At 65.5% G+C, this 24398-nt stretch carries 22 protein-coding genes; 18 read left to right on the top strand and 4 right to left on the bottom strand.

Annotation, left to right across the window (positions count from 1 at the left end; all coding sequences use genetic code 11):
* Positions 1-17 precede the first annotated feature (17 nt).
* Positions 18-434, bottom strand: a complete 417-nt coding sequence (locus tag JC616_RS23855; RefSeq protein ID WP_107801302.1) for an Mpo1 family 2-hydroxy fatty acid dioxygenase — start codon at positions 432-434, stop codon at positions 18-20.
* 155 nt (positions 435-589) lie between these two features.
* Here JC616_RS23855 and hutC point away from each other — a divergent pair, with 155 nt between their 5' ends.
* From hutC to hutH, 6 genes are all read left to right on the top strand, one after another.
* The gene (gene hutC / locus JC616_RS23850) at positions 590-1306 is read left to right on the top strand and encodes a histidine utilization repressor (protein WP_199225959.1); all 717 of its coding nucleotides are present in this window, start codon (positions 590-592) and stop codon (positions 1304-1306) included.
* 254 nt (positions 1307-1560) lie between these two features.
* Positions 1561-2808 carry an imidazolonepropionase gene (gene hutI, locus JC616_RS23845; RefSeq protein ID WP_227105854.1) on the top strand — a complete coding sequence of 416 codons (1248 nt, stop codon included), beginning with the start codon at positions 1561-1563 and terminating at the stop codon, positions 2806-2808.
* 15 nt (positions 2809-2823) lie between these two features.
* The gene (hutG, locus tag JC616_RS23840) at positions 2824-3747 is read left to right on the top strand and encodes a formimidoylglutamase (RefSeq protein WP_227105852.1); all 924 of its coding nucleotides are present in this window, start codon (positions 2824-2826) and stop codon (positions 3745-3747) included.
* 75 nt (positions 3748-3822) lie between these two features.
* Positions 3823-5496 (top strand): urocanate hydratase, encoded by a 1674-nt coding sequence (gene hutU, locus JC616_RS23835; RefSeq protein WP_107801300.1) that lies wholly within the window; start codon positions 3823-3825, stop codon positions 5494-5496.
* 521 nt (positions 5497-6017) lie between these two features.
* On the top strand, positions 6018-7403 hold the full coding sequence (locus JC616_RS23830; RefSeq protein WP_107801299.1) for an amino acid permease: 1386 nt from the start codon (positions 6018-6020) through the stop codon (positions 7401-7403).
* A 141-nt stretch (positions 7404-7544) separates the two neighbouring features.
* Positions 7545-9074, top strand: coding sequence for a histidine ammonia-lyase (gene hutH, locus JC616_RS23825; RefSeq protein ID WP_227105850.1), 1530 nt, complete (start codon positions 7545-7547; stop codon positions 9072-9074).
* A 62-nt stretch (positions 9075-9136) separates the two neighbouring features.
* Here the strand turns inward: hutH and JC616_RS23820 are convergent, their stop codons facing one another.
* Positions 9137-9892, bottom strand: coding sequence for a BPSS1780 family membrane protein (locus JC616_RS23820; RefSeq protein WP_227105849.1), 756 nt, complete (start codon positions 9890-9892; stop codon positions 9137-9139).
* A 429-nt stretch (positions 9893-10321) separates the two neighbouring features.
* Here JC616_RS23820 and tkt point away from each other — a divergent pair, with 429 nt between their 5' ends.
* The 11 genes from tkt (at position 10322) to JC616_RS23765 (ending at position 21966) form a co-directional block, all read left to right on the top strand.
* Positions 10322-12307, top strand: coding sequence for a transketolase (tkt, locus tag JC616_RS23815; protein ID WP_227105848.1), 1986 nt, complete (start codon positions 10322-10324; stop codon positions 12305-12307).
* A gap of 130 nt (positions 12308-12437) precedes the next feature.
* Entirely contained in the window at positions 12438-13448 is a 1011-nt protein-coding gene (gap, locus tag JC616_RS23810; protein WP_227105847.1) for a type I glyceraldehyde-3-phosphate dehydrogenase, read from the top strand.
* 186 nt (positions 13449-13634) lie between these two features.
* A complete protein-coding gene (locus tag JC616_RS23805) occupies positions 13635-14750 on the top strand; it encodes a serine endopeptidase (RefSeq protein ID WP_227105846.1) in 1116 nt (371 codons plus the stop codon).
* Entirely contained in the window at positions 14737-15912 is a 1176-nt protein-coding gene (locus JC616_RS23800) for a phosphoglycerate kinase (RefSeq protein ID WP_227105845.1), read from the top strand. Before JC616_RS23805 ends, JC616_RS23800 begins: the two co-directional genes overlap by 14 nt.
* Before the next feature lie 90 nt (positions 15913-16002).
* On the top strand, positions 16003-16632 hold the full coding sequence (locus JC616_RS23795) for a LysE family translocator (protein WP_227105844.1): 630 nt from the start codon (positions 16003-16005) through the stop codon (positions 16630-16632).
* Positions 16633-16718: 86 nt separating this feature from the next.
* The gene (gene fba / locus JC616_RS23790; protein WP_107801293.1) at positions 16719-17783 is read left to right on the top strand and encodes a class II fructose-bisphosphate aldolase; all 1065 of its coding nucleotides are present in this window, start codon (positions 16719-16721) and stop codon (positions 17781-17783) included.
* Between the two features lie 118 nt (positions 17784-17901).
* Positions 17902-18726: an arginase family protein gene (locus tag JC616_RS23785; RefSeq protein WP_107801292.1), complete on the top strand. Its 825-nt coding sequence runs from the start codon at positions 17902-17904 to the stop codon at positions 18724-18726.
* A 74-nt stretch (positions 18727-18800) separates the two neighbouring features.
* Positions 18801-19052, top strand: coding sequence for a molybdopterin converting factor subunit 1 (moaD, locus tag JC616_RS23780; protein ID WP_107801291.1), 252 nt, complete (start codon positions 18801-18803; stop codon positions 19050-19052).
* A 2-nt stretch (positions 19053-19054) separates the two neighbouring features.
* Positions 19055-19513, top strand: coding sequence for a molybdopterin synthase catalytic subunit MoaE (moaE, locus tag JC616_RS23775; RefSeq protein WP_107801290.1), 459 nt, complete (start codon positions 19055-19057; stop codon positions 19511-19513).
* A complete protein-coding gene (mobA, locus tag JC616_RS23770) occupies positions 19510-20094 on the top strand; it encodes a molybdenum cofactor guanylyltransferase MobA (RefSeq protein WP_227105842.1) in 585 nt (194 codons plus the stop codon). The genes moaE and mobA overlap by 4 nt, the downstream gene beginning before the upstream one ends.
* Positions 20095-20274: 180 nt before the next feature.
* Positions 20275-21966 carry a bifunctional metallophosphatase/5'-nucleotidase gene (locus JC616_RS23765; protein WP_227105840.1) on the top strand — a complete coding sequence of 564 codons (1692 nt, stop codon included), beginning with the start codon at positions 20275-20277 and terminating at the stop codon, positions 21964-21966.
* Between the two features lie 15 nt (positions 21967-21981).
* Here the strand turns inward: JC616_RS23765 and JC616_RS23760 are convergent, their stop codons facing one another.
* The gene (locus tag JC616_RS23760; RefSeq protein WP_227105838.1) at positions 21982-22596 is read right to left on the bottom strand and encodes a 3'-5' exonuclease; all 615 of its coding nucleotides are present in this window, start codon (positions 22594-22596) and stop codon (positions 21982-21984) included.
* Between the two features lie 138 nt (positions 22597-22734).
* On the opposite strand from JC616_RS23760, the gene JC616_RS23755 reads away from it, so the two are divergent.
* Positions 22735-23346, top strand: a complete 612-nt coding sequence (locus JC616_RS23755) for an EAL and HDOD domain-containing protein (protein WP_107801286.1) — start codon at positions 22735-22737, stop codon at positions 23344-23346.
* Between the two features lie 13 nt (positions 23347-23359).
* On the opposite strand, the gene JC616_RS23750 is transcribed toward JC616_RS23755, so the two are convergent.
* A complete protein-coding gene (locus tag JC616_RS23750; RefSeq protein WP_199225955.1) occupies positions 23360-24160 on the bottom strand; it encodes a substrate-binding periplasmic protein in 801 nt (266 codons plus the stop codon).
* Between the last annotated feature and the right edge of the window lie 238 nt (positions 24161-24398).

The following is a 24398-nucleotide window of genomic DNA, read 5'->3' as shown; positions in this document are numbered from 1 at the left end:
AAACCGATGATAGCGCGCTACAGCCAGCGGCGCAGCGTCCACAGCGGGCCGATCAGCAGGAATTGCAGATCGCGCAGAAAGGAGGGCTTTTTGCCCTCGATCGCGTGGCCGACGAACTGGCCGATCCAGGCGACGACGAACAGCCCCAGAGAGAGCAGCGCCAGCGGCAGGCCGGCGCGGGACGCCGCCTCCAGAAGCAAGAGCATGGGCAGGCACATCGCCGCCATCGCCAGCGCGGGCGCGCGGCCCAGCCGCCAATAGAAGGCCAGGCCGGCCGCCGCCGCCAGCCAGGCGAGGTTCAGCGGCGAGGGCACGCTGGAGAGCAGGCCCAAGAGCGCGAACACGATGGCGGGCACGCAGATTTTATGAATGCGGATATTGACGGGATGGCGGTGACTGAGATCATACTCTTGCAACCATTGCTCAAGCGTCATGTCAGGCCTCGCAAACGGGCGACGGGCTTCCATCTTGGCGCAGACAAGCGGCGGCGGCAATGCCCGCGGCCGGTTTTGTCTGCGCTGGATCAGGGGCTTGCGCGCCGCCTTGGGCTACAATCCTTTTGCCAACCGTTAATGTCTGGGTTCCCAAGGTGTCATCCACAGCACAACCGCGTTATCTGCGCATCAAGGAATACATCCTTGAAGGCATTCGTTCCCGCCAGTTTCTGCCAGGCGGCAAGATTCCGCCCGAGCTGGAGTTGGCGCGTCAGTTCCAGGTATCGCGCATGACCGTCAACAAGGCGGTGCGGGATCTGGCCGAGGCCGGCATCCTGCTGCGCTTCGCCGGCGACGGCACGTATGTGGCGGAGCGCAAGGCGGAGTCACCGCTGCTGGACATCAACAACATCTCCGAAGAAATCGAGGCGCGCGGCCATCGCCACAGCGCCGACGTCTACGAACTCAAGGCCGTGCAGGCTACCGAAGACGTGGCGCTGCGCCTGGGCGTGAAGGAGGGCAGCACGGTGTTCCGCTCGCTCATCGTCCACCGCGAGGACGATGTGGCCATCCAGCTGGAAGACCGCTACGTCAATCCCGCTTTCGCGCCGGATTATCTGGAGCAGGACTTCAGCAGCCGCACGCCCAACGACTACCTGATGAAGAACTGCCCGCTGACCGACATCGAGCACAGCGTGGAGGCGGTGCTGCCCAGCGCGGCCGAGCAGGCGATGCTGGACATGAGGGCGCAGGAGCCCTGCCTGTTGGTTTTGCGCCGCACTTGGTCGCACAAGAAGCTGGTCAGCTTCGCGCGGCTGACGCATCCGGGCTCGCGCTACAAATTGCGTTCGCAAACCCGGGTCAAGCGCTGAGCGGCGGCGGGGATGCTGCGCCGCAGCTTGCCGCGCTTGTTCGAGCGCAATATTGTATATACAAATAGAGGCTGAATTTTCCAGTCGCCTCAAGCCGCCGCCGGGCGGCTTTTTTGTTGCCATGCAACATCAAGTGATTGGACTATAAGTAAAATCTGCCAATTCGGCCTGTTTACAAAAATCACCGCTTCAAACTTGACAGGCTGTTTGGATAGGATTAATTGTATATACAAATAACCCGCAGCGAGCCCACCATGAGTCAAGCCGAAACGGATCGCCGCAGCCTGTGGATCAACGCCAGGCTGGCGACCATGGACCCTAGCCGCCCGGCGCCTTACGGCGCGCTGGACGGCCACGCGCTATTGCTGGAAGCCGGCCGCATCGTCGCGCTGCCGGCGGCCGCGGACGTGGACCCCGCCGGCTTCGACGGCGCGGTGATCGACGCCAAGGGCGCCTGGATCACGCCCGGCTTCATCGATTGCCACACTCACCTGGTTTACGGCGGCAACCGCGCCGCCGAATGGGAAAAGCGCCTCAACGGCGTGCCTTATCAGCAGATCGCCGCCGAGGGCGGCGGCATCGTCTCCACCGTGCGCGCCACCCGGGCGCTGGACGAAGCCGGCCTGGCCGCCGCCGCCAAGCCGCGCTTGCGAGCCTTGATGGCCGAGGGCGTGACCACGGTGGAGATCAAGTCCGGCTACGGCCTGAGCCTGGAGGACGAACTCAAGCAACTGCGCGCGGCGCGGCGCCTGCGGGACGAGCTGCCGGTGGAAGTGTCCGCCACCTTGCTGGCCGCCCACGCGCTGCCGCCTGAGTACGCCGGCCGGCCCGACGCCTACGTCGACCACATCGTGGACGACATCCTGCCGGCCGCCGCGCGCGCCGGCCTGGCCGAGGCGGTGGACGCTTTCTGCGAGAGCGTGGGCTTCAGCCCGGCGCAGACCCGCCGCGTGTTCGAAGCGGCGCGCGCGCACGGCCTCAAGGTCAAGGGCCATGTCGAGCAGTTGTCCAATCTGCACGGCGCCGAACTGGTGGCCGAGTTCGGCGGCTGGTCCGCCGATCACGTCGAATACCTGGACGCCGCCGGCGTGGCCGCGCTGAAGGCCGCCGGCACCGTGGCGGTGCTGCTGCCGGGCGCGTTCTACTTCCTGCGCGAAACCCAAAAGCCGCCGGTGGACCTGCTGCGCGCCGCCGGCGTGCCGATGGCGGTGTCCACCGATCTCAACCCCGGCACCAGTCCGTTCGCCTCCATCCGGCTGGCGATGAACCAGGCCTGCGTGCTGTTCGGTCTGACGCCGGAAGAGGCGCTGGCCGGCGTCACCCGCCACGCGGCGCAAGCCCTGGGCCGCGGCGCCAGCCACGGCCGGCTGGCCGCCGGCCATGTTGCCGACTTGCTGGTGTGGGACATCGATTCGCCGGCCGAGATCGTTTACGGCCTGGGCGACAATCCTTTGCGTCAGCGCGTGTTCCGCGGCGTGGCGCAGCATATGAAAGGCTGTTGAAGCATGAGCGTGGACATGAGTGTTTGGAGCGGCCGGGTCGACGCCGGCGAGGGCGATCTGGCGCGGCGCTGGCATCAGCTGGCGCGTCCCTACGCCGCCGGGCTGGAGCCGGGCGTCGGCATCGTCGGTTTCTCCTGCGACGAGGGCGTGCGCCGCAATCAGGGCCGCGTCGGCGCCGCCGCCGGCCCGACGGCGATCCGCAAGGCGCTGGCCAATCTGGCCTGGCATCAGGCCTTGCCCTTGTGCGACGCCGGCGACGTGGCCTGCGCCGACGGCGACCTGGACGCCGCGCAGGCGCGCTTGGGCGAACAGGTGCGCCGGCTGCGCGCCGACGGCCACTTTCCGCTGGTGCTGGGCGGCGGCCACGAAACCGCCTACGGCACCTGGCGCGGACTGGCGGCCGCGCATCCGGACAAGGTGATAGGCATCGTCAATTTCGACGCCCATTTCGACATCCGCGAAGCGGCCGAAGCCACCTCCGGCACCCCGTTCGCCCAGATCGCCGCCGACTGCGCGCAGGCCGGCCGGCCCTTCCATTATCTGTGCCTGGGCGTGGCCGAGCCGTCCAATACCCAGGCCTTGTTCGCCCGCGCCCGCGCGCTCGGCGTCAAGTGGACGCTGGACAGCGATATGACGCTGGACACCTTGTCCACGGTGCGCAGCGCGATGATGGCCTTCGTCGATCAGGTGGACATCGTCTACCTGACCATAGATCTGGATGTATTGCCCGCCAGCGTGATGCCGGCGGTTTCCGCCCCCGCCGCCATGGGGGTGGCGCTGCCCGTGGTCGAGGCCCTGGTCCGGCGTCTGGCCGAAAGCGGCAAATTGGCGGCCGCCGACCTGGTGGAACTGAACCCGGCCTTCGACATCGACAGCCACGGCGCCAAAACCGCCGCCCGGCTGGCGTGGAGCATAGGCCGGCATCTGAAACAGCCCTGAACCCGTTGATAGCGATAGCGTCATTCCCCGCCCGCCGGGCCACAACCGGCGGCGGGCCTACAAAGGAGAATACCGATGTCCGACCCGCGTTTTGATCCGACCCGCCACATCCGCGCGCCGCGCGGCAGCGAATTGACTTGCAAGAGCTGGCTGACCGAGGCCGCCTACCGCATGATCCAGAACAATCTGGACGCGGAAGTGGCCGAGCACCCGCAAAGCCTGGTGGTGTACGGCGGCATCGGCCGCGCCGCCCGCGATTGGAAGTGCTACGACACCATCCTGGACGTGCTCAAGCGTCTGGAGGACGACGAAACCCTGCTGGTGCAGTCCGGCAAGCCGGTGGGCGTGTTCAAGACCCACGCCGACGCGCCGCGCGTCTTGATCGCCAACTCCAATCTGGTGCCGCACTGGGCCAACTGGGAGCACTTCAACGAGCTGGATAAGAAGGGCCTGATGATGTACGGCCAGATGACGGCCGGCTCCTGGATCTACATCGGCTCGCAAGGCATTGTGCAGGGGACTTACGAAACCTTCTTCGCCGTCGCCAATCAGCATTTCGACGGCAAGCCGCAAGGCCGCTGGATCCTGACCGGCGGTCTGGGCGGCATGGGCGGCGCCCAGCCGCTGGCCGCCACCATGGCCGGCTTCAGCATGATCGCCGTCGAATGCGACGAGACCCGCATCGATTTCCGCTTGAAAACCCGCTATGTGGACCGCAAGGCCAAGACCCTGGACGAGGCGCTGGCCATCATCGACGAGGCCAAGCACAGCGGCAAGGCGGTGTCGGTGGGCTTGCTGGGCAACGCCGCCGACGTGTTCGCGGAGCTGGTGGCGCGCGGCATCACCCCGGACGTGGTCACCGACCAGACCTCGGCCCACGACCCGGTGCACGGCTATCTGCCGCAGGGCTGGACCGTGGAGCAATGGCGCGCCAAGCAGAAGACCTCCGGCGCCGAAATCACCGCCGCCGCCAAGAAATCGATGGCGGCGCAGGTGCGCGCGATGCTGACTTTGCAAGAACGCGGCGCCGCCACGCTGGACTACGGCAACAACATCCGCCAGATGGCGCTGGAAGAGGGCGTGGCCAACGCCTTCGACTTCCCCGGCTTCGTGCCCGCCTATGTGCGTCCGCTGTTCTGCGAGGGCATCGGCCCCTTCCGCTGGGTGGCGCTGTCCGGCGATCCGGAAGACATCTACAAGACCGACCAGAAGGTCAAGGAGCTGATCCCGGACGATCCGCATCTGCATAACTGGCTGGACATGGCCAAGGAGCGCATCAGCTTCCAGGGCTTGCCGGCGCGCATCTGCTGGGTGGGCCTGCAAGACCGCGCCCGTCTGGGCCTGGCCTTCAACGAGATGGTCAAGAACGGCGAATTGAAAGCCCCCATCGTGATTGGCCGCGACCATCTGGACTCAGGCTCGGTGGCCTCGCCCAACCGCGAGACCGAAAGCATGAAGGACGGCTCCGACGCCGTGTCGGACTGGCCGCTGCTGAACGCCTTGCTCAACACCGCCGGCGGCGCCACCTGGGTGTCGCTGCATCACGGCGGCGGCGTGGGCATGGGCTTCTCCCAGCATTCCGGCGTGGTCATCGTCTGCGACGGCAGCGACGCCGCGGCCAAGCGCGTGGGCCGCGTGCTGCGCAACGATCCGGGCACCGGGGTGATGCGTCACGCCGACGCCGGCTACGAGATCGCCGAGCACTGCGCGCGCGAGCAGGGGCTGGACCTGCCGATGCTGAAGCGCTGAGAACCTGTTTACGATCAGCTGCGCGTTGGCAGGATAGATGGAAAAGGGCGTTGAAAGCCGTTTCAGAATGCTCATGTGCCATATGACCATTCCGTGTCTTCAGCCGCAACGCCTTGTCCCGCTCTAGCGCGCAAGATCGTAAACCTGTTCTGAATGTAGGAACGCCGCCGCGCTCACGCCGGCGGCGGCTGGCGGCATCCGGGAGGGCCCGGATCCGCGGTCCCGCACGACAAGCTTGTACAAATAAGCGGCGGGGCTGGCAATCGTCTTGCAAAGGAAAAAAACGGTCATGTTGTTCTTGCCCGTCCACTGAGACGCACCGGCGCGTTCGCGCCCGCAGTCCGCATTGCTTCGTCATGACCGGCCGCTCTTTCCGCGTCTTGGTCTTGTGATCCGCCCACGCTGGCTCTACAGTTTGCCGGCGCTGGGTTGCTCAACGAAACATGCCGGGCCGCGGGATGCGGCGTAGCGGGCGCATCCGCGTTCGGTCGGCAAGCGCAGCCATGCCCAGGAGGAGAGAGATGCAAACACAAACACTGACGCGCGGCCTGTCCGCCCGTCACATCCGTTTCATGGCGCTGGGGTCGGCCATCGGCACCGGCTTGTTCTACGGTTCGGCGGCGGCGATACAGATGGCCGGTCCGGCGGTATTGCTGGCCTATTTGATCGGCGGCGCCGCCGTTTACATGGTGATGCGCGCGCTGGGCGAAATGGCGGTGCACAATCCGGTGGCCGGTTCCTTCGGCCATTACGCCACCAGCTACCTGGGCCCCTTGGCCGGGGTAATCACCGGCTGGACCTACGCTTTCGAGATGATCATCGTCTGCCTGGCCGACGTGACCGCCTTCGGCATCTATATGAGTTTGTGGTTTCCGGAAGTGGACCGCTGGGTCTGGGTGCTGAGCATCATCTTCTTCATCGGCGCCTTGAACCTGTGCAGCGTCAAGGTGTTCGGCGAGATGGAGTTCTGGCTGTCCATCGTCAAGGTGGGGGCCATTATTGCGATGATCATAGGCGGCGTGGCCATCATCCTGTTCGGCTTCGGCAGCGCCGAGGCCAGCGGCCTGCATAATTTATGGTCGCACGGAGGCTTCATGCCCAATGGCTGGGGCGGGGTGATCGCTTCGCTGGCGGTGGTGATGTTCGCCTTCGGCGGCATCGAGATCATCGGCATTTCCGCCGGCGAGGCGCAGGACCCGCAGCGCACCATCCCGCGTGCGATCAACGCGGTGCCGGTGCGCATCCTGTTGTTCTACGTGCTGACGCTGACCGTGCTGATGTCCATCTTCCCGTGGCCGAAGATCGGCAGCCAGGGCAGCCCCTTCGTGCAGATTTTCGAAAGCCTGGGCATTCCCGCCGCCGCCCATATTCTCAACGCGGTGGTGATCTCGGCGGCGATTTCGGCGATCAACAGCGACATCTTCGGCGCCGGCCGCATGTTGTACGGCATGGCGCGTCAGGGCCAGGCGCCGCAAAGCTTCGCCAAGCTGTCGGCCAACGGCGTGCCGTGGATGACGGTGCTGGTGATGGCCGCCGCCTTGCTGCTGGGCGTGGTGCTCAACTACCTGATGCCCAAGGACGTGTTCCTGCTGATCGCCTCCATCGCTACCTTCGCCACGGTGTGGGTATGGCTGATGATTCTGCTGTCTCAGGTGGCGATGCGTCGTCAGATGAGCAAGGAGCAGGCGGCGGAGCTGAAATTCCCGGTGCCGTTCTGGCCGTACGCGCCGCTGGCGGCGATAGGGTTCATGCTGTTCGTGATCGGCGTGCTCGGTTACTTCGAGGATACCCGCTCCGCGCTGCTGGTGGGCGCCGCTTGGGTGGCGCTGGTGGTGGCCGGCCACTTCCTGTGGAGCCGGGTGCTGGCGCCCGGCGCGGAGGCGGAGGCTCGGCGCGACGCCGCCTAAAGGCGCGGCGCAAGGTTTTCTGTCCGGCGGGCGCGGGCTCGCCGGAACATTCAAGCCGCTTGTCGGCAGGGCGCGATAACACAAGACCAGCGCTCACCGCGGCAAGCGGCGCTGCAAACGCTTTAGAAGGAGAATCTCAAGATGGTATTGAACATCGTTCCCGGCACGCTCAGCCTGGCCGAGCTGCGCCGCGTTTCACGTGAAACCGATCTGCAACTGCATCTGGACCCGTCCAGCCACGCCGGCATCGACGCCTCCGCCGCCACCGTGGCGCGGGTGCTGTCCGAAGGCCGCACCGCCTACGGCATCAACACCGGTTTCGGCCTGTTGGCCAATACCCGCATCGCGCCGGAAGAGCTGGAGCTGTTGCAGCGCTCCATCGTGCTGTCGCACGCCGCCGGCATCGGCGCGCCGATGGAAGAATCCACGGTGCGCCTGGTGATGGCCTTGAAGATCAACTCGCTGGCGCGCGGTTTTTCCGGCATCCGCCGGCTGGTGATCGAGGCGCTGATCACCCTGTTCAACCAGCGCATCTATCCGGTGATCCCGCAGAAGGGCTCGGTGGGCGCGTCCGGCGATCTGGCGCCGCTGTCGCATATGAGCGCGGTGCTGATCGGCGAGGGCGAAGCCTTCGTCAACGGCACCCGCGTGCCGGGCGCGGTGGCGATGCGCTCCGCCGGCCTGGAACCCATCACCCTGGCGCCCAAGGAAGGCCTGGCCTTGCTGAACGGCACTCAGGCGTCCACCGCCTTCGCGCTGGAAGGCCTGTTCGCCGCGGAAGACCTGTACGCCTCGGCTTCGGTGGCCGGCGCGCTGTCGGTGGAAGCCGCGCTGGGCAGCCGCACCCCGTTCGACGAGCGCATCCACGCGGTGCGCGGCCACGCCGGCCAGATCGACGCCGCCCGCATCTACCGCGATCTGCTGGAGCATAGCGAGATCGAGGGCTCGCACGAGAACTGCGGCAAGGTGCAGGACCCGTATTCGCTGCGCTGCCAGCCGCAAGTGATGGGCGCCTGCCTGACCCAGATCCGCCAGGCCGCCGCGGTGCTGACGGTGGAGGCCAACTCGGTGTCCGACAACCCGCTGGTGTTCGCCGCCGACAACGACATCCTGTCCGGCGGCAATTTCCACGCCGAGCCGGTGGCCTTCGCCGCCGACAACCTGGCCTTGGCCCTGGCCGAAATCGGCTCGCTGTCCGAGCGCCGGATGGCGCTGCTGATCGACAGCAATCTGTCCAAGCTGCCGCCCTTCCTGGTCAATAACGGCGGGGTCAACTCCGGCTTCATGATCGCCCAGGTCACCGGCGCGGCCCTGGCTTCGGAAAACAAATCGCTGGCGCACCCGGCCTCGGTGGACAGCCTGCCCACCTCGGCCAACCAGGAAGACCACGTGTCCATGGCCACTTTCGCCGGCCGCCGTCTGCGCGACATGGCCGGCAACACCGCCGGCATCCTGGCGGTGGAATTGCTGGCGGCCTGCCAGGGCGTGGACTTCCGCGCGCCGCACAAGACCTCGGCCAAGCTGGAAGCGGCCAAGGCCGAGCTGCGTGAACAGGTGAGCTTCTACGACAAGGACCGCTACTTCGCGCCGGACATCGAGAAAGCCGCCGCGTTGGTGGCCAGCGGCTCTTACAACCGCTTCGTCGAAGCCGGCCTGCTGCCCTCGCTGTAAGCGCCGCCGCAGCCGCAAAAAAAAGCCCGCCTGACGGCGGGCTTTTCTTATTCAACGGCGCTTTAGAACACCACCGGCTCGTCCGGACGCGCCGGCGCCGCGGATTGGCCGAAAATATCTTTCCAGCCGGTGTAGGCGGTCACGTACAGCACCGGGAACCACAGCAAGAGGCCCAGACCCAGCGGAATCATCGCGATGAAGGCCAGCACCGCCAGCATCAGGCCGCTGACCAGCACCGCGCCCCAGTTGGCGAGGCCGGCTTGCAAGCTGGTGCGGATCGCTTGCCATGGGCCGGCCTGGTTCAGCGTCACCAGCGCCGGCGCGAACCAGTAAGCCAGGCTGACCAGGAAGATGGCCACGCCGCCGATGAAGGCGAACAGCGCGATGGGGCCGGCGATCACCGGGATCGCGTTGGGATCGCTCTTGGCCACGCTCACGCCCATCGCGCCCATCAACAGGCCCAGCACCACGCCAATGACGATCAGGATGGCCAGGTAGAGCATGCCCACATTGATCAGCGGCCGCAGCGCGGTCTTGAAGCCGGCGAACAGATCGCCCAGTTCCAGCTCCGAGCCCTGCTCGCATTTCTTCGCCGCCAGGATGAAGCCGGCGGCGAACACCGGCGCCAGGAAGAAGGACAGCGGGCCGCCCAGCAAGGGGATCATGTTGACGATGAAATTGATCACCAGATAGGCCAGCGCCAGCAGGACCCAGGTCAGCGGCTGCTGGCGGACGATGTAAAAGGCCTCCACGATCCAGCGCCAGCCGCGTCCGAAAGCGACTTTGCGCGGAGCGGGTAGGGCATCGAATGATTGCATCGAAATCTCCAAAAAGGTTGTGGCGATCGAGCCGGCGGCGCTTGGCCGCGTCGGCCGGTTCGGTTTTTTTCGCGGCTAAAGACAGAGCCAGACTGACAGCGATTTGCGTCGCGGGTTTCCCTGCCGGCGCGTCCGTCGCGCATTCTGCCCATTCGTCATCGGCGGAACCCGGCGCGGAGTCGCTCGCAGGCTTTTGATTCAAAATGCATTTTATGCCGGCCTGGGCATTATCTTGCAAAACGGCCGCATCCGGCTATTTTTCATGCCCCTTCATGCCGCAGCGGTATTCCGCGCGGCGGGGCGGTTGCCGCCAATGGTGAAAATCGGCGATAATTCCATGATTTTGCGACGGTTGGTCCATGCCGGAGGCATGTTCGGATGGCGCGGCCGTCGTCCCGGTTTCCACACAAGTCTTGAGGTTTTCCCGAAATGGTCACCCGTACCGAGCTTGCCAACGCCATCCGTTTCCTGTCCATGGATGCCGTTGAAAAAGCCAAATCCGGTCACCCCGGCGCCCCGATGGGGATGGCAGACATCGCGGAAGTATTGTGGCGCGATCACCTGAAACACAACCCGGCCAATCCCAACTGGCCAGACCGCGACCGCTTCGTGCTGTCCAACGGTCACGGTTCCATGTTGATCTACAGCCTGTTGCACCTCACCGGTTACGACCTCTCCATCGAAGACCTCAAGCAGTTCCGTCAGCTTCACTCCAAGACTCCCGGCCATCCCGAATACGGCTACGCTCCCGGCATTGAAACCACCACCGGCCCGCTGGGCCAGGGCATCACCAACGCGGTGGGCATGGCGCTGGCCGAGAAAATGCTGGCGTCGCAGTTCAACCGCGACGGCCATCAGATCGTAGACCACCACACTTACGCCTTCCTGGGCGACGGCTGCCTGATGGAGGGCATCAGCCACGAAGCGTGCTCGCTGGCCGGCACCTGGGGGCTCAACAAGCTGATCGCCTTCTGGGACGACAACGGCATTTCTATCGACGGTCATGTGGAAGGCTGGTTCACCGACGACACCCCGGCCCGCTTCGAAGCCTACGGCTGGCAGGTGATCAAGAACGTCAACGGCCACGATCCGGTGGAAGTGGCCACCGCCATCGCCACCGCGCAAAAGGAAAGCGCGCGTCCGACGCTGATCTGCTGCAAGACCACCATCGGTTTTGGCGCGCCCACCAAGCAAGGCAGCCACGATTGCCACGGCGCGCCGCTGGGCGCGGCCGAAATCGCCGCCGCGCGCGAAGGCCTGAACTGGCCGCACGCGCCGTTCGAGATCCCGGCCGAGATCTACGCCGAGTGGAGCGCGCGCGACAAGGGCGCGCTGGCCGAGATCGAATGGAACAAGCGCTTCGACGCCTACCGCGCCGCTTTCCCGGAACTGGCCGCCGAATTCAGCCGCCGCATGAGCGGCGAATTGCCGTCCGGCTGGGAAGAGACCAAGGCCGCCGCGCTGGCCAAGATCGCCGACGCCGCCCAGACCGTGGCCACCCGCAAGGCCAGCCAGATCGCGCTGGAAGCGCTGTCGCCGGCGCTGCCGGAATTCGTCGGCGGTTCCGCCGACCTGACCGGCTCCAACCTGACCAACTGGTCCGGCTCCAAGTGGATTGACCGCGACGGCCAGGGCAACTACATCAGCTACGGCGTGCGCGAGTTCGGCATGGCCGCCATCATGAACGGCATGACCCTGCACGGCGGCCTGCGTCCGTACGGCGGCACCTTCCTGATGTTCAGCGAATACGCGCGCAACGCCTTGCGCATGGCTTCGCTGATGAAGATCAATCCGATCTTCGTGTTCACCCACGATTCCATCGGCCTGGGCGAAGACGGCCCCACCCACCAGCCGGTGGAGCAAGTGGCCACGCTGCGCTACATCCCCAACCACCACACCTGGCGTCCGTGCGACACCGCCGAAACCGCGGCGGCCTGGGCGCACGCCGTCGAGCAGAAGACCACGCCGAGCAGCATGGTGCTGAGCCGCCAGAACCTGCCCTTCGTCGCCCGCGACGCGGCGCAGCTGGCCGCCATCCAGAAGGGCGGCTATGTGCTGCGCGACGCCGCCGGCGCCCGCGCGGTGCTGATCGCCACCGGTTCCGAAGTGGAACTGGCGCTGAAGGCGCAGGAGGCGCTGGCGGCGGAAGGCGTCGCCGTGCGCGTGGTGTCCATGCCGTGCACCAATGTGTTCGACCGCCAGGACAAGGCCTGGCGCGACAGCGTGCTGCCGGCGGGCCTGCCGCGGCTGGCGATCGAAGCCGGCCACCCGGACTTCTGGCGCAAATACGTGGGCCTGGACGGCGATGTGGTCGGCATCGACCACTTCGGCGAATCCGCCCCGGCCCCGCAGCTGTTCCAGGCCTTCGGCTTCACCGTCGACAATGTAGTGGCCAAGACCAAAGCGCTGCTGTGATGTAAAGACAGGCCATTGCGAAAGCAATGGCCTTTTGTTCGCCGTTTCATGTAGTGGACGCACTACACAACACGCGGAGCGCCGGCCGGGAAACCGGGCGCTCCGGATCGTCCCCAGGAGATTTAGAAGCATGACTATCCGCATCGCCATCAATGGTTACGGCCGCATCGGCCGCCAGGTACTGCGCGCCATCTACGAAAACCAGCTGCATGACGATTTCAAAGTAGTGGCCGTCAACGCCACCGGCGATCTCAACATCAATGCCCACCTGACCAAGTTCGACACCGTGCACGGCCGTTTCCCCGGCGAGGTCGAGCAGGACGACGCCCACCTGATCCTGAACGGCGACAAAATCCCGTTCTTCAGCACCCGCAACCCGGCGGAACTGCCGTGGAAAGCGCTGGACGTGGATCTGGTGCTGGAATGCACCGGCGCCTTCACCAGCAAGGAAAAATGCCAGGCCCACCTGGACGCCGGCGCCAAGAAGGTGCTGATTTCCGCGCCGGGCGGCGACGATGTCGACGCCACCATCGTTTACGGCGTCAATCACGACGTGCTGAAGCCGGAAATGACCGTGGTGTCCAATGCCAGCTGCACCACCAACTGCCTGGCCCCGGTGGCCAAGGCGCTGCACCAGGCCATCGGCATCAAGAAAGGCCTGATGACCACCATTCACGCCTTCACCAACGACCAGGTGCTGACCGACGTCAAGCACAAGGACCTGCGCCGCGCCCGCTCCGCCACCGACAATATGATTCCGACCAAGACCGGCGCGGCCAAGGCCGTGGGCCTGGTGCTGCCGGAGCTGAAGGGCAAGCTGGACGGTTTCTCGGTGCGCGTGCCCACCATCAACGTGTCGCTGGTGGACCTGACGTTCAGCGCCGCGCGCGACACCACCAAGGACGAGGTCAACGACATCCTGAAGGAAGCGTCCAACAGCGCGATGAAGGGCATCCTGGGCTACAACACCCTGCCGCTGGTGTCCGGCGACTTCAACCACACCGAAGAAGCCTCCACCTTCGACTCCACGCTGACCAAGGTGACCGGCGGCAATATGGTGAAAGTGCTGGCCTGGTACGACAATGAATGGGGTTTCAGCTGCCAGATGCTGCGCACCGCGCGCGCGATGTTCGCTTGCTGACGACGAAGTGATCCAGGAAATCCGGGCCGGCATGCGTTGCCGGCCCGGATTTTTTGCGTCCGCTAGCGCGGGCGCTACATCCACCGGCATTTGATTGGTGTTAAGGTAGGGCCGTTTTTTTGGCATACACTTGCCGGGCGATCGCCGATATCGCCCCCCGCTGAACCGCCGTCACAGGAGAGCAGCATGCGACAGAACCAAGCATTGTCCCGCCCGGAAAAATGGGTCCGGCTGGCCTCCTGGCTGGTGGCTTTGGTGTTCGCCGGCTTTCTGTCCAATCTGGGCGAATTGGTGATCCGCGATCTGTTCTACGTGCCGGACGGCGGCCCGCCGCAGCTGGAAACGCTGCAGCAGCAGGCCGGCATCGAGCCGCTGCGGCAGCGGCAGCAGGTTTTGCAGCGCCAGAACGACGCGCAGCGCGCCCAGCTGGAAAACCTCGGCGCCACCCGCGAGCAGCTGGAACGCAATTACCAGACTCAGCGCAAGGGCCTGGCCAACTGGCTGGCCAGCCGCGCCGCCAGCGCCGATCCGCAGCAAAGCGCCGAAGTCAGCCGCCGCACCCGGGAACTGGACGCCCTGCAGGCGCAGATCCTGCAATGGCAGCAGAAGGAAGACCGGGCGAGCGACGGCCTGCGCGCGCTGGAGCGGAGCCGGCAAACGCTGCAAGAAGAGATCGCCCGGGTGGATGCCGTCGCCCAGGACCGTTACCAGCAGGCCTACCAGCGTTTCGAGTTGAAAGTGTTCCTGCTGCGGCTGGCGGTGATCCTGCCGCTGCTCTTGCTGGCGGTATGGCTGTTCAGCCGCTATCGGACGCATCGTTACTGGTTCTTCGTTTACGGCTTCGGCCTGTTCGCGCTGTTCGCCTTCTTCGTCGAACTGCTGCCCTATCTGCCCAATTTTGGCGGCTATGTGCGGCTGGCCGTCGGCATCGCGCTGACGGTGTTCGCCGGCCTGCGCATGATTCAGGCCTTCCAGCGCTACGCCGAGAAAAAGCGCGCCGAGCTGCAGCAAAGCCAGAGCGAGCGCGCGCGCCACGTGGCCTACGCCCAGGCCTTGGGCGCCTACCAGAAGAAAACTTGCCCGTCCTGCGACCATCAATACAATATTGCCGGCGACGACGCCGACTACTGCGTGCACTGCGGCCTGCAGCTGTTCCGCGGCTGCGACTGCGGCGCGCGCAATTTCGCCTTTTTTCCGTACTGCAAAAAATGCGGCCGCCCCGGCGCCAAGCCGGAGCCTGCGCCGATGAATCAATCGACAAGCGAATCCAAACCCGAGCGAGCGAACGATGAAATTCAATAAACTTTCCGAACAGGCCCTGGCCGGCAAGCGCGTGCTGATCCGCGTGGACATGAACGTGCCGGTGAAAAACGGCGTCATCGGCGACGATACCCGCATCCGCGCCAGCCTGCCGTCCATCGAGCTGTGCCTGAAAGCCGGCGCCGGCGTGATCCTGATGACCCATCTGGGCCGCCCCACCGAGGGCGAGCCCAAGCCGGAAGACAGTCTGGCGCCGGTGGTGGAGCGCCTGTCCGGCCTGCTGGGCCGGCCGGTGCGCCTGGTGGCGGACTGGCAGTCCGGCCTCAGCGTGGCGCCCGGCGAAGTGGCGATGCTGGAAAACGTGCGCCTGAACAAGGGCGAGAAAAAGAACAACGCCGACCTGGGCCGCGCCTACGCCGCCTTGTGCGACGTGTTCGTCAACGACGCCTTCGGCACCGCCCACCGCGCCGAAGCCTCCACCCACGCGGTGGCCCAGTTCGCGCCGGCCGCCTGCGCCGGCGTGCTGCTCTCCGCCGAGCTGGAAGCGCTGGGCAAGGCCTTGCAAGCGCCGGCGCGGCCGCTGGTGGCCATTGTCGCCGGCTCCAAGGTGTCCACCAAGTTGACCATTCTGGAATCGCTGGCCGACAAGGTGGACCAGTTGATCGTGGGCGGCGGCATCGCCAACACCTTCTTGCTGGCCGAGGGCAAGGCCATAGGCAAATCGCTGGCCGAAGCCGAGCTGGTCGACGAGGCCAAAAAAGTGATCGCCAAGATTCGCGCCCGCGGCGGCGATGTGCCGTTGCCGGCTGACGTGGTCTGCGCCAAGGAGTTCGCCGAAACCGCCGCCGCCGTGACCAAGAGCGCGGCGGAGGTGGAGGCCGACGACATGATTCTGGACATCGGCCCGGATTCCGCGCAGGCGCTGGCCGCCATCATCGCCCAGGCCGGCACCGTGGTGTGGAACGGCCCGGTGGGCGTGTTCGAGTTCGAGCAGTTCGGCGGCGGCACCAAGACCCTGGCCCAGGCCATCGCGGCTTCGCCGGCCTTCTCCATCGCCGGCGGCGGCGACACCCTGGCCGCCATCGCCAAGTACGGCATCACCGACGACATCAGCTACATCTCCACCGGCGGCGGCGCCTTCCTGGAGTTCCTGGAAGGCAAGGAGCTGCCGGCGGTGGCCATCCTGGGCGAGCGCGCGGGCTGAGGGGAAAAAGGCTATCGGGATGAATGGCTTGCGTTACACTGGCGTATTCGCCGCCGTTTCATTCTGATGGCCCACCCGCCGGAGATATCCATGTCGCTCAATACCTGGTTGCTGTTCGTCACCACCGTGTTTTTCGTCTCGGCCACGCCCGGCCCCAATATGTTGCTGGCGATGACCCACGGCATTCACTACGGGGTGCGGCGCACGCTGATGACTTGTCTTGGCCTGATGACGGCGCTGGGTTTGATCATGTTCGGCTCCGCCGCCGGACTGGGCGCGGTGCTAGCCACCTCCGAACTGCTGTTTTCCTTGGTAAAATACGCCGGCGCCGCGTATTTGATCTATCTGGGGATCAAGACCTGGCGCAGCCAGCCGCAGCCGGTGGAGGAAATCCGCGAGGCGGCGTCCGGCAAGCACACGCCCTGGGGCATGTTCCGCACCGGCTTTCTGGTGGCGATGAGCAACCCCAAGGCCTTTATCTTTTTTACCGCGCTGTTCCCGCAGTTCATGAACGCGCAGCAGCCGCAGGGGCCGCAGTTGGCGATCCTGGCGGCGACGTTTTACGTGATCGAGGCGTCCTGGCAGCTGGCTTACGCCGGCGGCGGCGCGCGTTTGGCCGGCTGGCTGAACAGCGCGCGGCGCCTCAAGCTGGTCAACAAAGTGTCCGGCGGCGCTTTCGTCGGCGCCGGCCTGTTGTTGTCCGGCGTGTCCAGACACTGAATTGATGAATTCGCCTCGGGCCGCCGCGCGGTCCGGGCGCCAACCATGCTCCGCCCCGGCGGAGCAGTTTGCGGAGATTGAACACCATGGCTCTCGTTTCCATGCGTCAGCTGCTGGACCACGCAGCGGAATTCGGCTACGGCCTGCCGGCCTTCAACGTCAACAACCTGGAGCAGATGCGCGCCATCATGGAGGCCGCCGACAAGGTGAACGCCCCGGTGATCGTGCAGGCCTCCGCCGGCGCGCGCAAATACGCCGGCGCGCCCTTCCTGCGCCACATGATCCTGGCCGCGGTGGAAGAGTTTCCGCACATCCCGGTGGTGATGCACCAGGACCACGGCACCAGCCCGGACGTGTGCCAGCGTTCTATCCAGCTCGGCTTCTCCTCGGTGATGATGGACGGCTCGCTGAAAAGCGACGGCAAGACCCCGGCCGACTACGCCTACAACGTGGACGTGACCCGCACCGTGGTTAATTTCGCCCACGCCTGCGGCGTGTCGGTGGAAGGCGAGATCGGCTGCCTGGGCAGCCTGGAAACCGGCATGGCCGGCGAAGAAGACGGCGTGGGCGCCGAAGGCGTGCTGGACCACAGCCAGCTGCTGACCGATCCGGAAGAAGCCGCCCAGTTCGTCAAGGACACCGGCGTGGACGCGTTGGCCATCGCCATCGGCACCAGCCACGGCGCTTACAAATTCAGCAAGAAGCCCACCGGCGACGTGCTGCGCATCGACCGCATCAAGGAAATCCACGCCCGCATCCCCAACACCCACCTGGTGATGCACGGCTCCTCCAGCGTGCCGCAGGAATGGCTGCAGATCATCAACGAGTTCGGCGGCGATCTGGGCGAAACCTACGGCGTGCCGGTGGAAGAGATCGTGGAAGGCATCAAGCACGGCGTGCGCAAGGTCAATATCGACACCGACCTGCGCCTGGCCTCCACCGGCGCCATCCGCCGCTTCCTGGCCCAGCATCCGGCCGAGTTCGATCCGCGCAAATACCTGAAAGTGTCCACCGACGCGATGCGCGACATCTGTATCGCCCGCTACGAGGCGTTCGGTTCCGCCGGTCAGGCCAGCAAGATCAAGGCGATCAACCTGGACGCCATGGCCAATAAATACCTGAAGGGCGAGCTGGCGCAGATCGTTAAGTAAGCGTCGCCGCATCGTGCATTCCTAAAGCCGCTCGTCAGAGCGGCTTTTTGCATTGCGCCATGACTTGTCCCCACCGGCGCATTAGGCTGGTTCTTTACTCTGGCGTCAGGAGGGGGCAATGGGGTATTTGGAAATCGTGTTTCCACAGTGGCAGGGGACTGGAGCGTGTCAGGCATTGGCGGAAGGCGCGATCCATGCGCAGCAGGCGGCGGGCTTGATCTCTGCGCAACGGGTGGCATTGACGGCGACGCCGGCAACGGAACGACAGGATGGCATCGATCATCTAGAGGCTTTGCTGGCGCAGCAGCAATCTTGCTGGCGGTTGCTGCAACAACGGCAGCCGGAGCGGCTCCTGGTTTGCGGCGGGGATTGCGGTGTAGAGGTGGCGCCGCTGGCTTATCTGAACCATTGTTTGCAGGGCCGGCTCAATGTGGTCTGGCTGGACGCGCATGGAGATTTGAATACCCCGGCCAGTTCGCCCAGCGGACACTTTCATGGCATGCCCTTGCGCTTGCTGATGGGAGAAGGGCACCCGTTGATGCTGGCGCTGCTGAGCACGAAGCTAGCATCGGAGCAAGTGATCCTGGCCGGTCAACGCAATTTGGACACCGCGGAACGGGATTGGATAGACGCTACGCGGCTGCGTTTGTTCAGCGTGGAGGCGATGGCGGAGAACCCCGGCTGCGTTGCAGAGGCGTTGAATCCCGGCTGGCCTTGTTATATCCACCTGGATTTGGATGTGTTAGACCCGGAAAGCCATCCTTGGGTGTGCTGTCCAACACCCGGGGGACTGGCCTTGGAAAGACTGCATCAGGTGATCGACGCGATTACTGAGCGTGTCACTCTAGTGGGGGCTGGCGTGACCGAGTGTACGGCGGGGCGTGTGGAGGATGCGGCGACCGCTGGTGCCTTGCTGCGGCGCTTGCGTTCCAGTCTGGCCTAGCCACCTTGACGTATTGGAGGCCCGGCGCGGATTGCTTACACTGCGGTATCCGCTCAACTGCGCAGAGGCAGGCGATGAAACTGAATCTTTTGTATTTTGCCCGCTTGCGGGACGAGTTCGGCCTGGAGAGCGAACATTTGGACAGCGACGCGGCCACGGTGGAGGAACTGCTGGTGGAGTTGCGGCTGCGCGGCGAGGCCTGGTCGCGGGAACTGGCCGCCGACCGGGTGTTCCGCGTGGCGGTGAACCAGCAGATGGCGCGGTTGGACTCCGTTCTGAGCGACGGCGACGAAGTGGCGGTGTTTCCGCCGGTGACCGGAGGATGAGCATGGACGCGTTCACGGTGCGGGTGCAGCCGCAGCGTTTCAGCGCCGGCGTGGAAATCGACGCGCTGTCCGGCAACCCGGCCTGCGGCGCGGTGGTCAGCTTCAGCGGGCTGGTGCGCGATTACGGCGACAGCCGCGATGTGACGGCGCTGGAGCTGGAGCATTATCCGGGCATGACCGAAAAGGCCTTGGAGGCCATCGTGGAGGAAGCGCGCCGGCGTTGGCCGCTGCAGGCGGCCACCGTCATCCATCGCGTGGGGCGGCTGGCGCTGGGCGAGCCCATCGTGCTGGTGGCGGTGGCCAGCAGCCACCGCCGCGACGCCTTCGCCGCCGCGGAATTCCTGATGGACTATCTGAAGCAGGACGCGCCGTTCTGGAAAAAGGAAATCCTGGCGGACGGCCGCGAGCGCTGGGTGGAGGCCAAACACAGCGACGCCCAGGCGGCGGAACGCTGGCAATGAGCCACCAGGCGCTGATTCTGGCCGGCGGCCGCGCCACGCGCATGGGCGGCGTCGACAAGGGCCTGGTGATATTGTCCGGGCGGCCGCTGCTGGCGCACGCCTTGTCCGCCTTGTCCGCGCAGATGCCGCCGCCCGAACGGGTGTGGATCTCGGCCAATCGCAATCTGGACGTGTACACCGGCTTTGGCTGCCCGCTGCTGCCGGACAGCCTGCCGGATTATCCGGGGCCGCTGGCCGGGGTGCTGGCGGCTCTGGAGCGCGAGGACGGCGCGGTCTGGCTGGTGATGCCTTGCGACGCGGTGCGGCTGCCGGCCGATTTCTCGCACCGGCTGCTGGCGGAAGTGGCGAACGGCCGCCAGGCCGCCAGCGCGCGCGACCGCGAAGGCTGGCATCCCAGCCTGCTGGCGCTGGGGCCCGGCCTCCGCGCCGGACTGGCCGCCTATCTGGCCGGCGGCGGCCGTTCCATCCGCGGTTGGCTGGCCGGTCTTAACCATGTCGAAGTCGGCTTCGACCATCTCTTTCCCAATCTCAACACCGCGGACGCGCTGGCGGCGCTGGAGGCGGAGCCGCGCGCCGACTGAGGCCGGCATGGCGGGTTGCTTCGCATCACGAAAGTTTTAACTCTTTGTCATTTTGTTTTGCTATAGTGCGCGCGATCGGAGCGTCTATCGCGGTCCATGGCAGTGGACGGACGTCTCCTCATTCGGTCGCGGCCGGCGGCGCCGGTGCGCGCGACAACAAACAAGACAAGGATGCGTTTCGTGAAACTGAAAACCATGAGCTTGTGCCTGGCGGTGAGCCTGGCGCTGTTCGGCTGTTCCGCCGGCTCCGGCGGCTGGGGGCCGGGCGACCAGAACACCGGCGTCTCGCGCCAGCCGGTGGCGGTGAAGATGATCGCCTTCAACGATTTCCACGGCAATCTGGACATGCCGGGCCAACTGACGGTGCCGGATCCGGCCGACCCGAGCAAGACGATCAAGATCAACGCCGGCGGCGTTGATTACCTGGCGGCCTGGGTGCAATCGCTGCGCGCCAAATCGCCCAACACCGTGGTGGTGTCGGCCGGTGATCTGATCGGCGCCAGCCCGCTGGTGTCCGGCCTGTTCCACGACGAGCCCACCATCGAGGCGATGAATCTGCTGGGCCTGGACCTCAACGCCGTCGGCAACCATGAGTTCGACGACGGCCAGCAGGAATTGCTGCGCATGCAGAACGGCGGCTGCAAGACGGGCGCGCCCACCACCTCCTGCCAGAACGGCAAGTTCGCCGGTGCCAAGTTCAAGTTTCTGGCGGCCAACGTCAAGAAAAGCGACGGCGGCACCTTGTTCCCCGCTTACGAGATCAAGAAGTTCGGCGGCATCCCGGTGGCCTTCATCGGCATGACGCTGAAAGGCACGCCGGAAATCGTGTCGCCGGACGGCATCAAGGGCTTGAGCTTCCAGGACGAGGCGGCCACGGTGAACCAGCTGATTCCGCAACTGAAACGTCAGGGCGTGTCCGCCGTGGTGGTGGTGGTGCACGAGGGCGGCTATCAAAGCGGCAATTTCAATGAATGCAACGGCGTGTCCGGCCCCATCGTCGACATCGTCAAGAAGCTGGACCCGGCGGTGAAGCTGGTGGTCACCGGCCACACCCATCAGGCCTACAACTGCGTGATCGACGGCCGCCGGGTGACCAGCGCCAAGAACTACGGTCAGTTGTTCACCGAGATCGACTTCGTGCTGGACCCGGCCACCCGCGACGTCAAGCCCGGCTCCATCCAGGCGCAGAACCGGGTGGTGGCGCGCGACATCGCGCCGCTGGCCTCGGTCAGCAATCTGGTCAAGCTGTACAAGGACTTGGTGGCCCCGGTGGCCAACCGCGTGGTGGGCCAGGCGGCGGGCGCCCTGGACCGCACTCCGTCCGCGGCCGGCGAAACCGCGCTGGGCGACGTGGTGGCCGACGCGCAATTGGCGGCCGGCGCCGCCCAGGGCGCGGTGGTGGCCTTCATGAATCCGGGCGGCGTGCGCGCCGACATCCTTCCCGGCGTCGGCGGCGCTGTGACGTACAACCAATTGTTCACCACCCAGCCCTTCGGCAATGTGATGACCACGCTGACCCTGAGCGGCGCGCAGATCGACCAGCTGCTGGAGCAGCAATGGAGCGATCCGTCCAAGGTCAAGATTCTGCAAGTGTCCAAGGGATTCAGCTATAGCTGGAGCCTGTCGGCGCCGGCGGGCGCCAAGGTGGACATCCCCAGCATCAAGATCAACGGCGTGGCCATCGATCCGCAGGCCAGCTACCGGGTGCAGGTCAACAACTTCATCGCCGGCGGCGGCGACGGCTTCACCGTGCTGACCCAGGGGAGCAACCGGGTGGGCGGCGGCGTGGACGTGGATGTGCTGGAGAGCTATTTCGCCAGCGCTTCGCCAGTGGCGGTGCCGGCGCTGAACCGCATCACGCGGCTGCCTTGATGTTCCGGCGCGGCTTCAGCCGCCGCGCCGCAAACCGCCGCGGGCGTCCAGCTCGCGGTACACCCGCAGCGCCACCCAGGCGTCGTTGCCGGCGTAGGCTTGTTGCGCCGGCGTCAGCGGCAGTTTGGACCAGTTGGTGGTGGACAGCTTCTTGGATTTGCGGAAGTACTGGCCGAACAGCCGCGCCACCGCCTGCACCGCGCCGACGGTGATGCGCGCATCGTCGCTGGAGAAGTGGTCCACCAGGTCCAGCACCCGGCCGCAGCGGATGCCCAGCCGCTGTTGCAGCAGCGTCTGGTCCGAACTGAGCTCGAAGCCCACCAAGAGCCGCTGAGGGTCTTCCAGCAGGGTTTTCAGCTCCGGCGCGCACTGGCCGTCCTGCACCGGGAACAGCCAGGCGCGGTCGTCGCAGGCCAGCTGGACCAGGTGCGGACCGGTCGGTTTTTCGCCCTTGTGGAAAGTGGGGCGGGATTCGGTGTCGAAGCCCAGCTCCGCGCAGCCGGCCAGGTCCCGCAACGCGGCGGCGGCCAGCTCCGGCGTGGCGGCCAGCCGCACCTGTTCCGGCGTCAGGCCGGCGAACAGCGGCAGCGCCTTGATCTCCTCGCGGGGAATTTGTCGGGTTGGCAACATGGCGGACTCGCTGACTTGAGGGTAATTTGCAACCTTACCGCATTTAATGACGATGGTCAGGCATAAGCTGTCATATTTTTTGACGGCACCAGCAGGAGATGCCCAACAGCGGTGGCAATATCCTGTAGTATCGTCGGCATGCCTAATTCTTCACGTTATCTTGGCCGGCAGGCAATCGTCGACCGCCAGCAGCAGCTGGTGGCCTATGAACTATTGTTCCGTTCCAGCCCGGCCAATTTCGCCTTGGTGCGCGACGATCTGCTCGCCAGCGCCGAGGTGCTGCGCAACGCCTTCGGAGAGCTGGGCTGCGCGGATGTGTTGGGCCAGTTCCCCGGTTTCATCAACGCCAGCGCCGATTTGTTGCAAGATCCCATCCTGGACCAATTGCCGGCGGAGCGGCTGGTGTTGGAAATCCTGGAAACGGTGACCGTCACCCAGGACTTGCTGCAACGCATGGCCTTGTTGCGCCAGCGCGGCTTTCGCCTGGCGTTGGACGACGTGATCCACCTGGGGCCGGATCAGGCGGCGATGCTGCCGCTGGTGGACATCGTCAAAGTGGACGTGGCGGCGGTGGAAGCGGAACGCTTGCCGGAACTGATGGCGCAATTGAGCGATTTCGACGGCATCCTGCTGGCGGAAAAGGTGGACAGCCGCGAGCAGTTCGAACGTTGCCGCGCGCTGGGCTTCCATTGGTTCCAGGGCTATTTTCACGGCCGGCCGGTGGTGTTGAGCAGCGCGGACGCGCCTTAGCGCCGTTCTCGCTTCACTGCGCCTTGATCGGTTTGTGGTAGGCCAGGCTGGCGGCGCGGGTCTCCGCCACGATGCGCTCGAACTCCCCGCTGTCCTGCAAGGCCTTCAGGCCGCGATTGAAACGTTCCACCAACTCCGGGCCCTGGCGGTGTTTGCGCCAGATCACCACGTGCAGCGGCGCCACCCAGAACGATTTGCTCTGCGGCTCCAATTGCTGGGCCAGCCGCGGCTGGAAGTTGCGGGCGATCAGGTATTGGCCCACTTCCACGTCGATGGGGAATAAGTCGATGCGGCCGGCCAGCAGCTTGCGCAGATTGGTGACGTCGTCCGGCGCCATGTCCGGAATCAGGTGGCCGGCCTTGACCTGCCGGTTGAACTCGTCGGAATAGAAGTTGCCGACCGTGACGCCCACCCGCGCGTGGCGCAGATTGGACAGATCGTTCCAGGGAAAACTGGCGCTGCGGCGCTGGAAAAACACCATGCGCGCATGCAACACCGGTTGGGTGAACAGCAGGTCCTGTTTGCGTTCCGGCGTCGGCGCCCAGCCGAAGCTGCCGTCCACGGTGCCGTTGCGCGCCGATTGCAGCGTGCGGTTGTTGGGGTAGTAACGGAAGGCGACGTCGACGTTGGCGCGGGCGAAGGCCTCTTTGACCAAACGCGACAAAATGCCGTCGTACGGCAGTTCCTTGCCCATATAGGGCGGCCACTCCTGGTTGGACAGGGTGATTTTCAGACGTGGCGCGGCCTGCGGCTGAGCTGCCGCCAGCAGGACTACAGCCAGGCTGCCCAGCAGCCAGCTGCGAAGTCTCATCATTTCCCCGAATCCTTGCTCGATCTGTGCGCGCGGCATGCGTGCTGCCCGTGCGGAGCGCGGCGCGCGCCGTCTCCGCTCGATATTCTTGTCGGCCCCAAGGGCCTATTGCTGAATCGTAGGCAGGTTTGGCGTCCGGCGTAAAGCGCTTCCATCGCCGCGGGGTCGGCGAAGAAGCGCGGCGCCGCTTGCGCGGGCTTAGAGCCGCTAACAAAACCTCGCAGAGAACCTGAGCCAAGGC

Origin of the sequence: Chromobacterium rhizoryzae, from assembly GCF_020544465.1 — a bacterium.
In the GTDB taxonomy this organism is placed as follows: domain Bacteria; phylum Pseudomonadota; class Gammaproteobacteria; order Burkholderiales; family Chromobacteriaceae; genus Chromobacterium.
Note: the sequence above shows the minus strand (reverse complement) of the source record. Positions and strands in the feature narration are given on the sequence as shown.

What these genes read in the sequence shown, in the direction of transcription:
- JC616_RS23855 (WP_107801302.1), bottom strand. Translation starts at nt 434, where the DNA reads ATGACGCTTGAGCAATGGTTGCAAGAGTATGATCTCAGTCACCGCCAT.
- hutI (WP_227105854.1), top strand. Translation starts at nt 1,561, where the DNA reads ATGAGTCAAGCCGAAACGGATCGCCGCAGCCTGTGGATCAACGCCAGG.
- hutG (WP_227105852.1), top strand. Translation starts at nt 2,824, where the DNA reads ATGAGTGTTTGGAGCGGCCGGGTCGACGCCGGCGAGGGCGATCTGGCG.
- hutU (WP_107801300.1), top strand. Translation starts at nt 3,823, where the DNA reads ATGTCCGACCCGCGTTTTGATCCGACCCGCCACATCCGCGCGCCGCGC.
- JC616_RS23830 (WP_107801299.1), top strand. Translation starts at nt 6,018, where the DNA reads ATGCAAACACAAACACTGACGCGCGGCCTGTCCGCCCGTCACATCCGT.
- hutH (WP_227105850.1), top strand. Translation starts at nt 7,545, where the DNA reads ATGGTATTGAACATCGTTCCCGGCACGCTCAGCCTGGCCGAGCTGCGC.
- JC616_RS23820 (WP_227105849.1), bottom strand. Translation starts at nt 9,892, where the DNA reads ATGCAATCATTCGATGCCCTACCCGCTCCGCGCAAAGTCGCTTTCGGA.
- tkt (WP_227105848.1), top strand. Translation starts at nt 10,322, where the DNA reads ATGGTCACCCGTACCGAGCTTGCCAACGCCATCCGTTTCCTGTCCATG.
- gap (WP_227105847.1), top strand. Translation starts at nt 12,438, where the DNA reads ATGACTATCCGCATCGCCATCAATGGTTACGGCCGCATCGGCCGCCAG.
- JC616_RS23805 (WP_227105846.1), top strand. Translation starts at nt 13,635, where the DNA reads ATGCGACAGAACCAAGCATTGTCCCGCCCGGAAAAATGGGTCCGGCTG.
- JC616_RS23800 (WP_227105845.1), top strand. Translation starts at nt 14,737, where the DNA reads ATGAAATTCAATAAACTTTCCGAACAGGCCCTGGCCGGCAAGCGCGTG.
- JC616_RS23795 (WP_227105844.1), top strand. Translation starts at nt 16,003, where the DNA reads ATGTCGCTCAATACCTGGTTGCTGTTCGTCACCACCGTGTTTTTCGTC.
- fba (WP_107801293.1), top strand. Translation starts at nt 16,719, where the DNA reads ATGGCTCTCGTTTCCATGCGTCAGCTGCTGGACCACGCAGCGGAATTC.
- JC616_RS23785 (WP_107801292.1), top strand. Translation starts at nt 17,902, where the DNA reads ATGGGGTATTTGGAAATCGTGTTTCCACAGTGGCAGGGGACTGGAGCG.
- moaD (WP_107801291.1), top strand. Translation starts at nt 18,801, where the DNA reads ATGAAACTGAATCTTTTGTATTTTGCCCGCTTGCGGGACGAGTTCGGC.
- moaE (WP_107801290.1), top strand. Translation starts at nt 19,055, where the DNA reads ATGGACGCGTTCACGGTGCGGGTGCAGCCGCAGCGTTTCAGCGCCGGC.
- mobA (WP_227105842.1), top strand. Translation starts at nt 19,510, where the DNA reads ATGAGCCACCAGGCGCTGATTCTGGCCGGCGGCCGCGCCACGCGCATG.
- JC616_RS23760 (WP_227105838.1), bottom strand. Translation starts at nt 22,596, where the DNA reads ATGTTGCCAACCCGACAAATTCCCCGCGAGGAGATCAAGGCGCTGCCG.
- JC616_RS23755 (WP_107801286.1), top strand. Translation starts at nt 22,735, where the DNA reads ATGCCTAATTCTTCACGTTATCTTGGCCGGCAGGCAATCGTCGACCGC.
- JC616_RS23750 (WP_199225955.1), bottom strand. Translation starts at nt 24,160, where the DNA reads ATGATGAGACTTCGCAGCTGGCTGCTGGGCAGCCTGGCTGTAGTCCTG.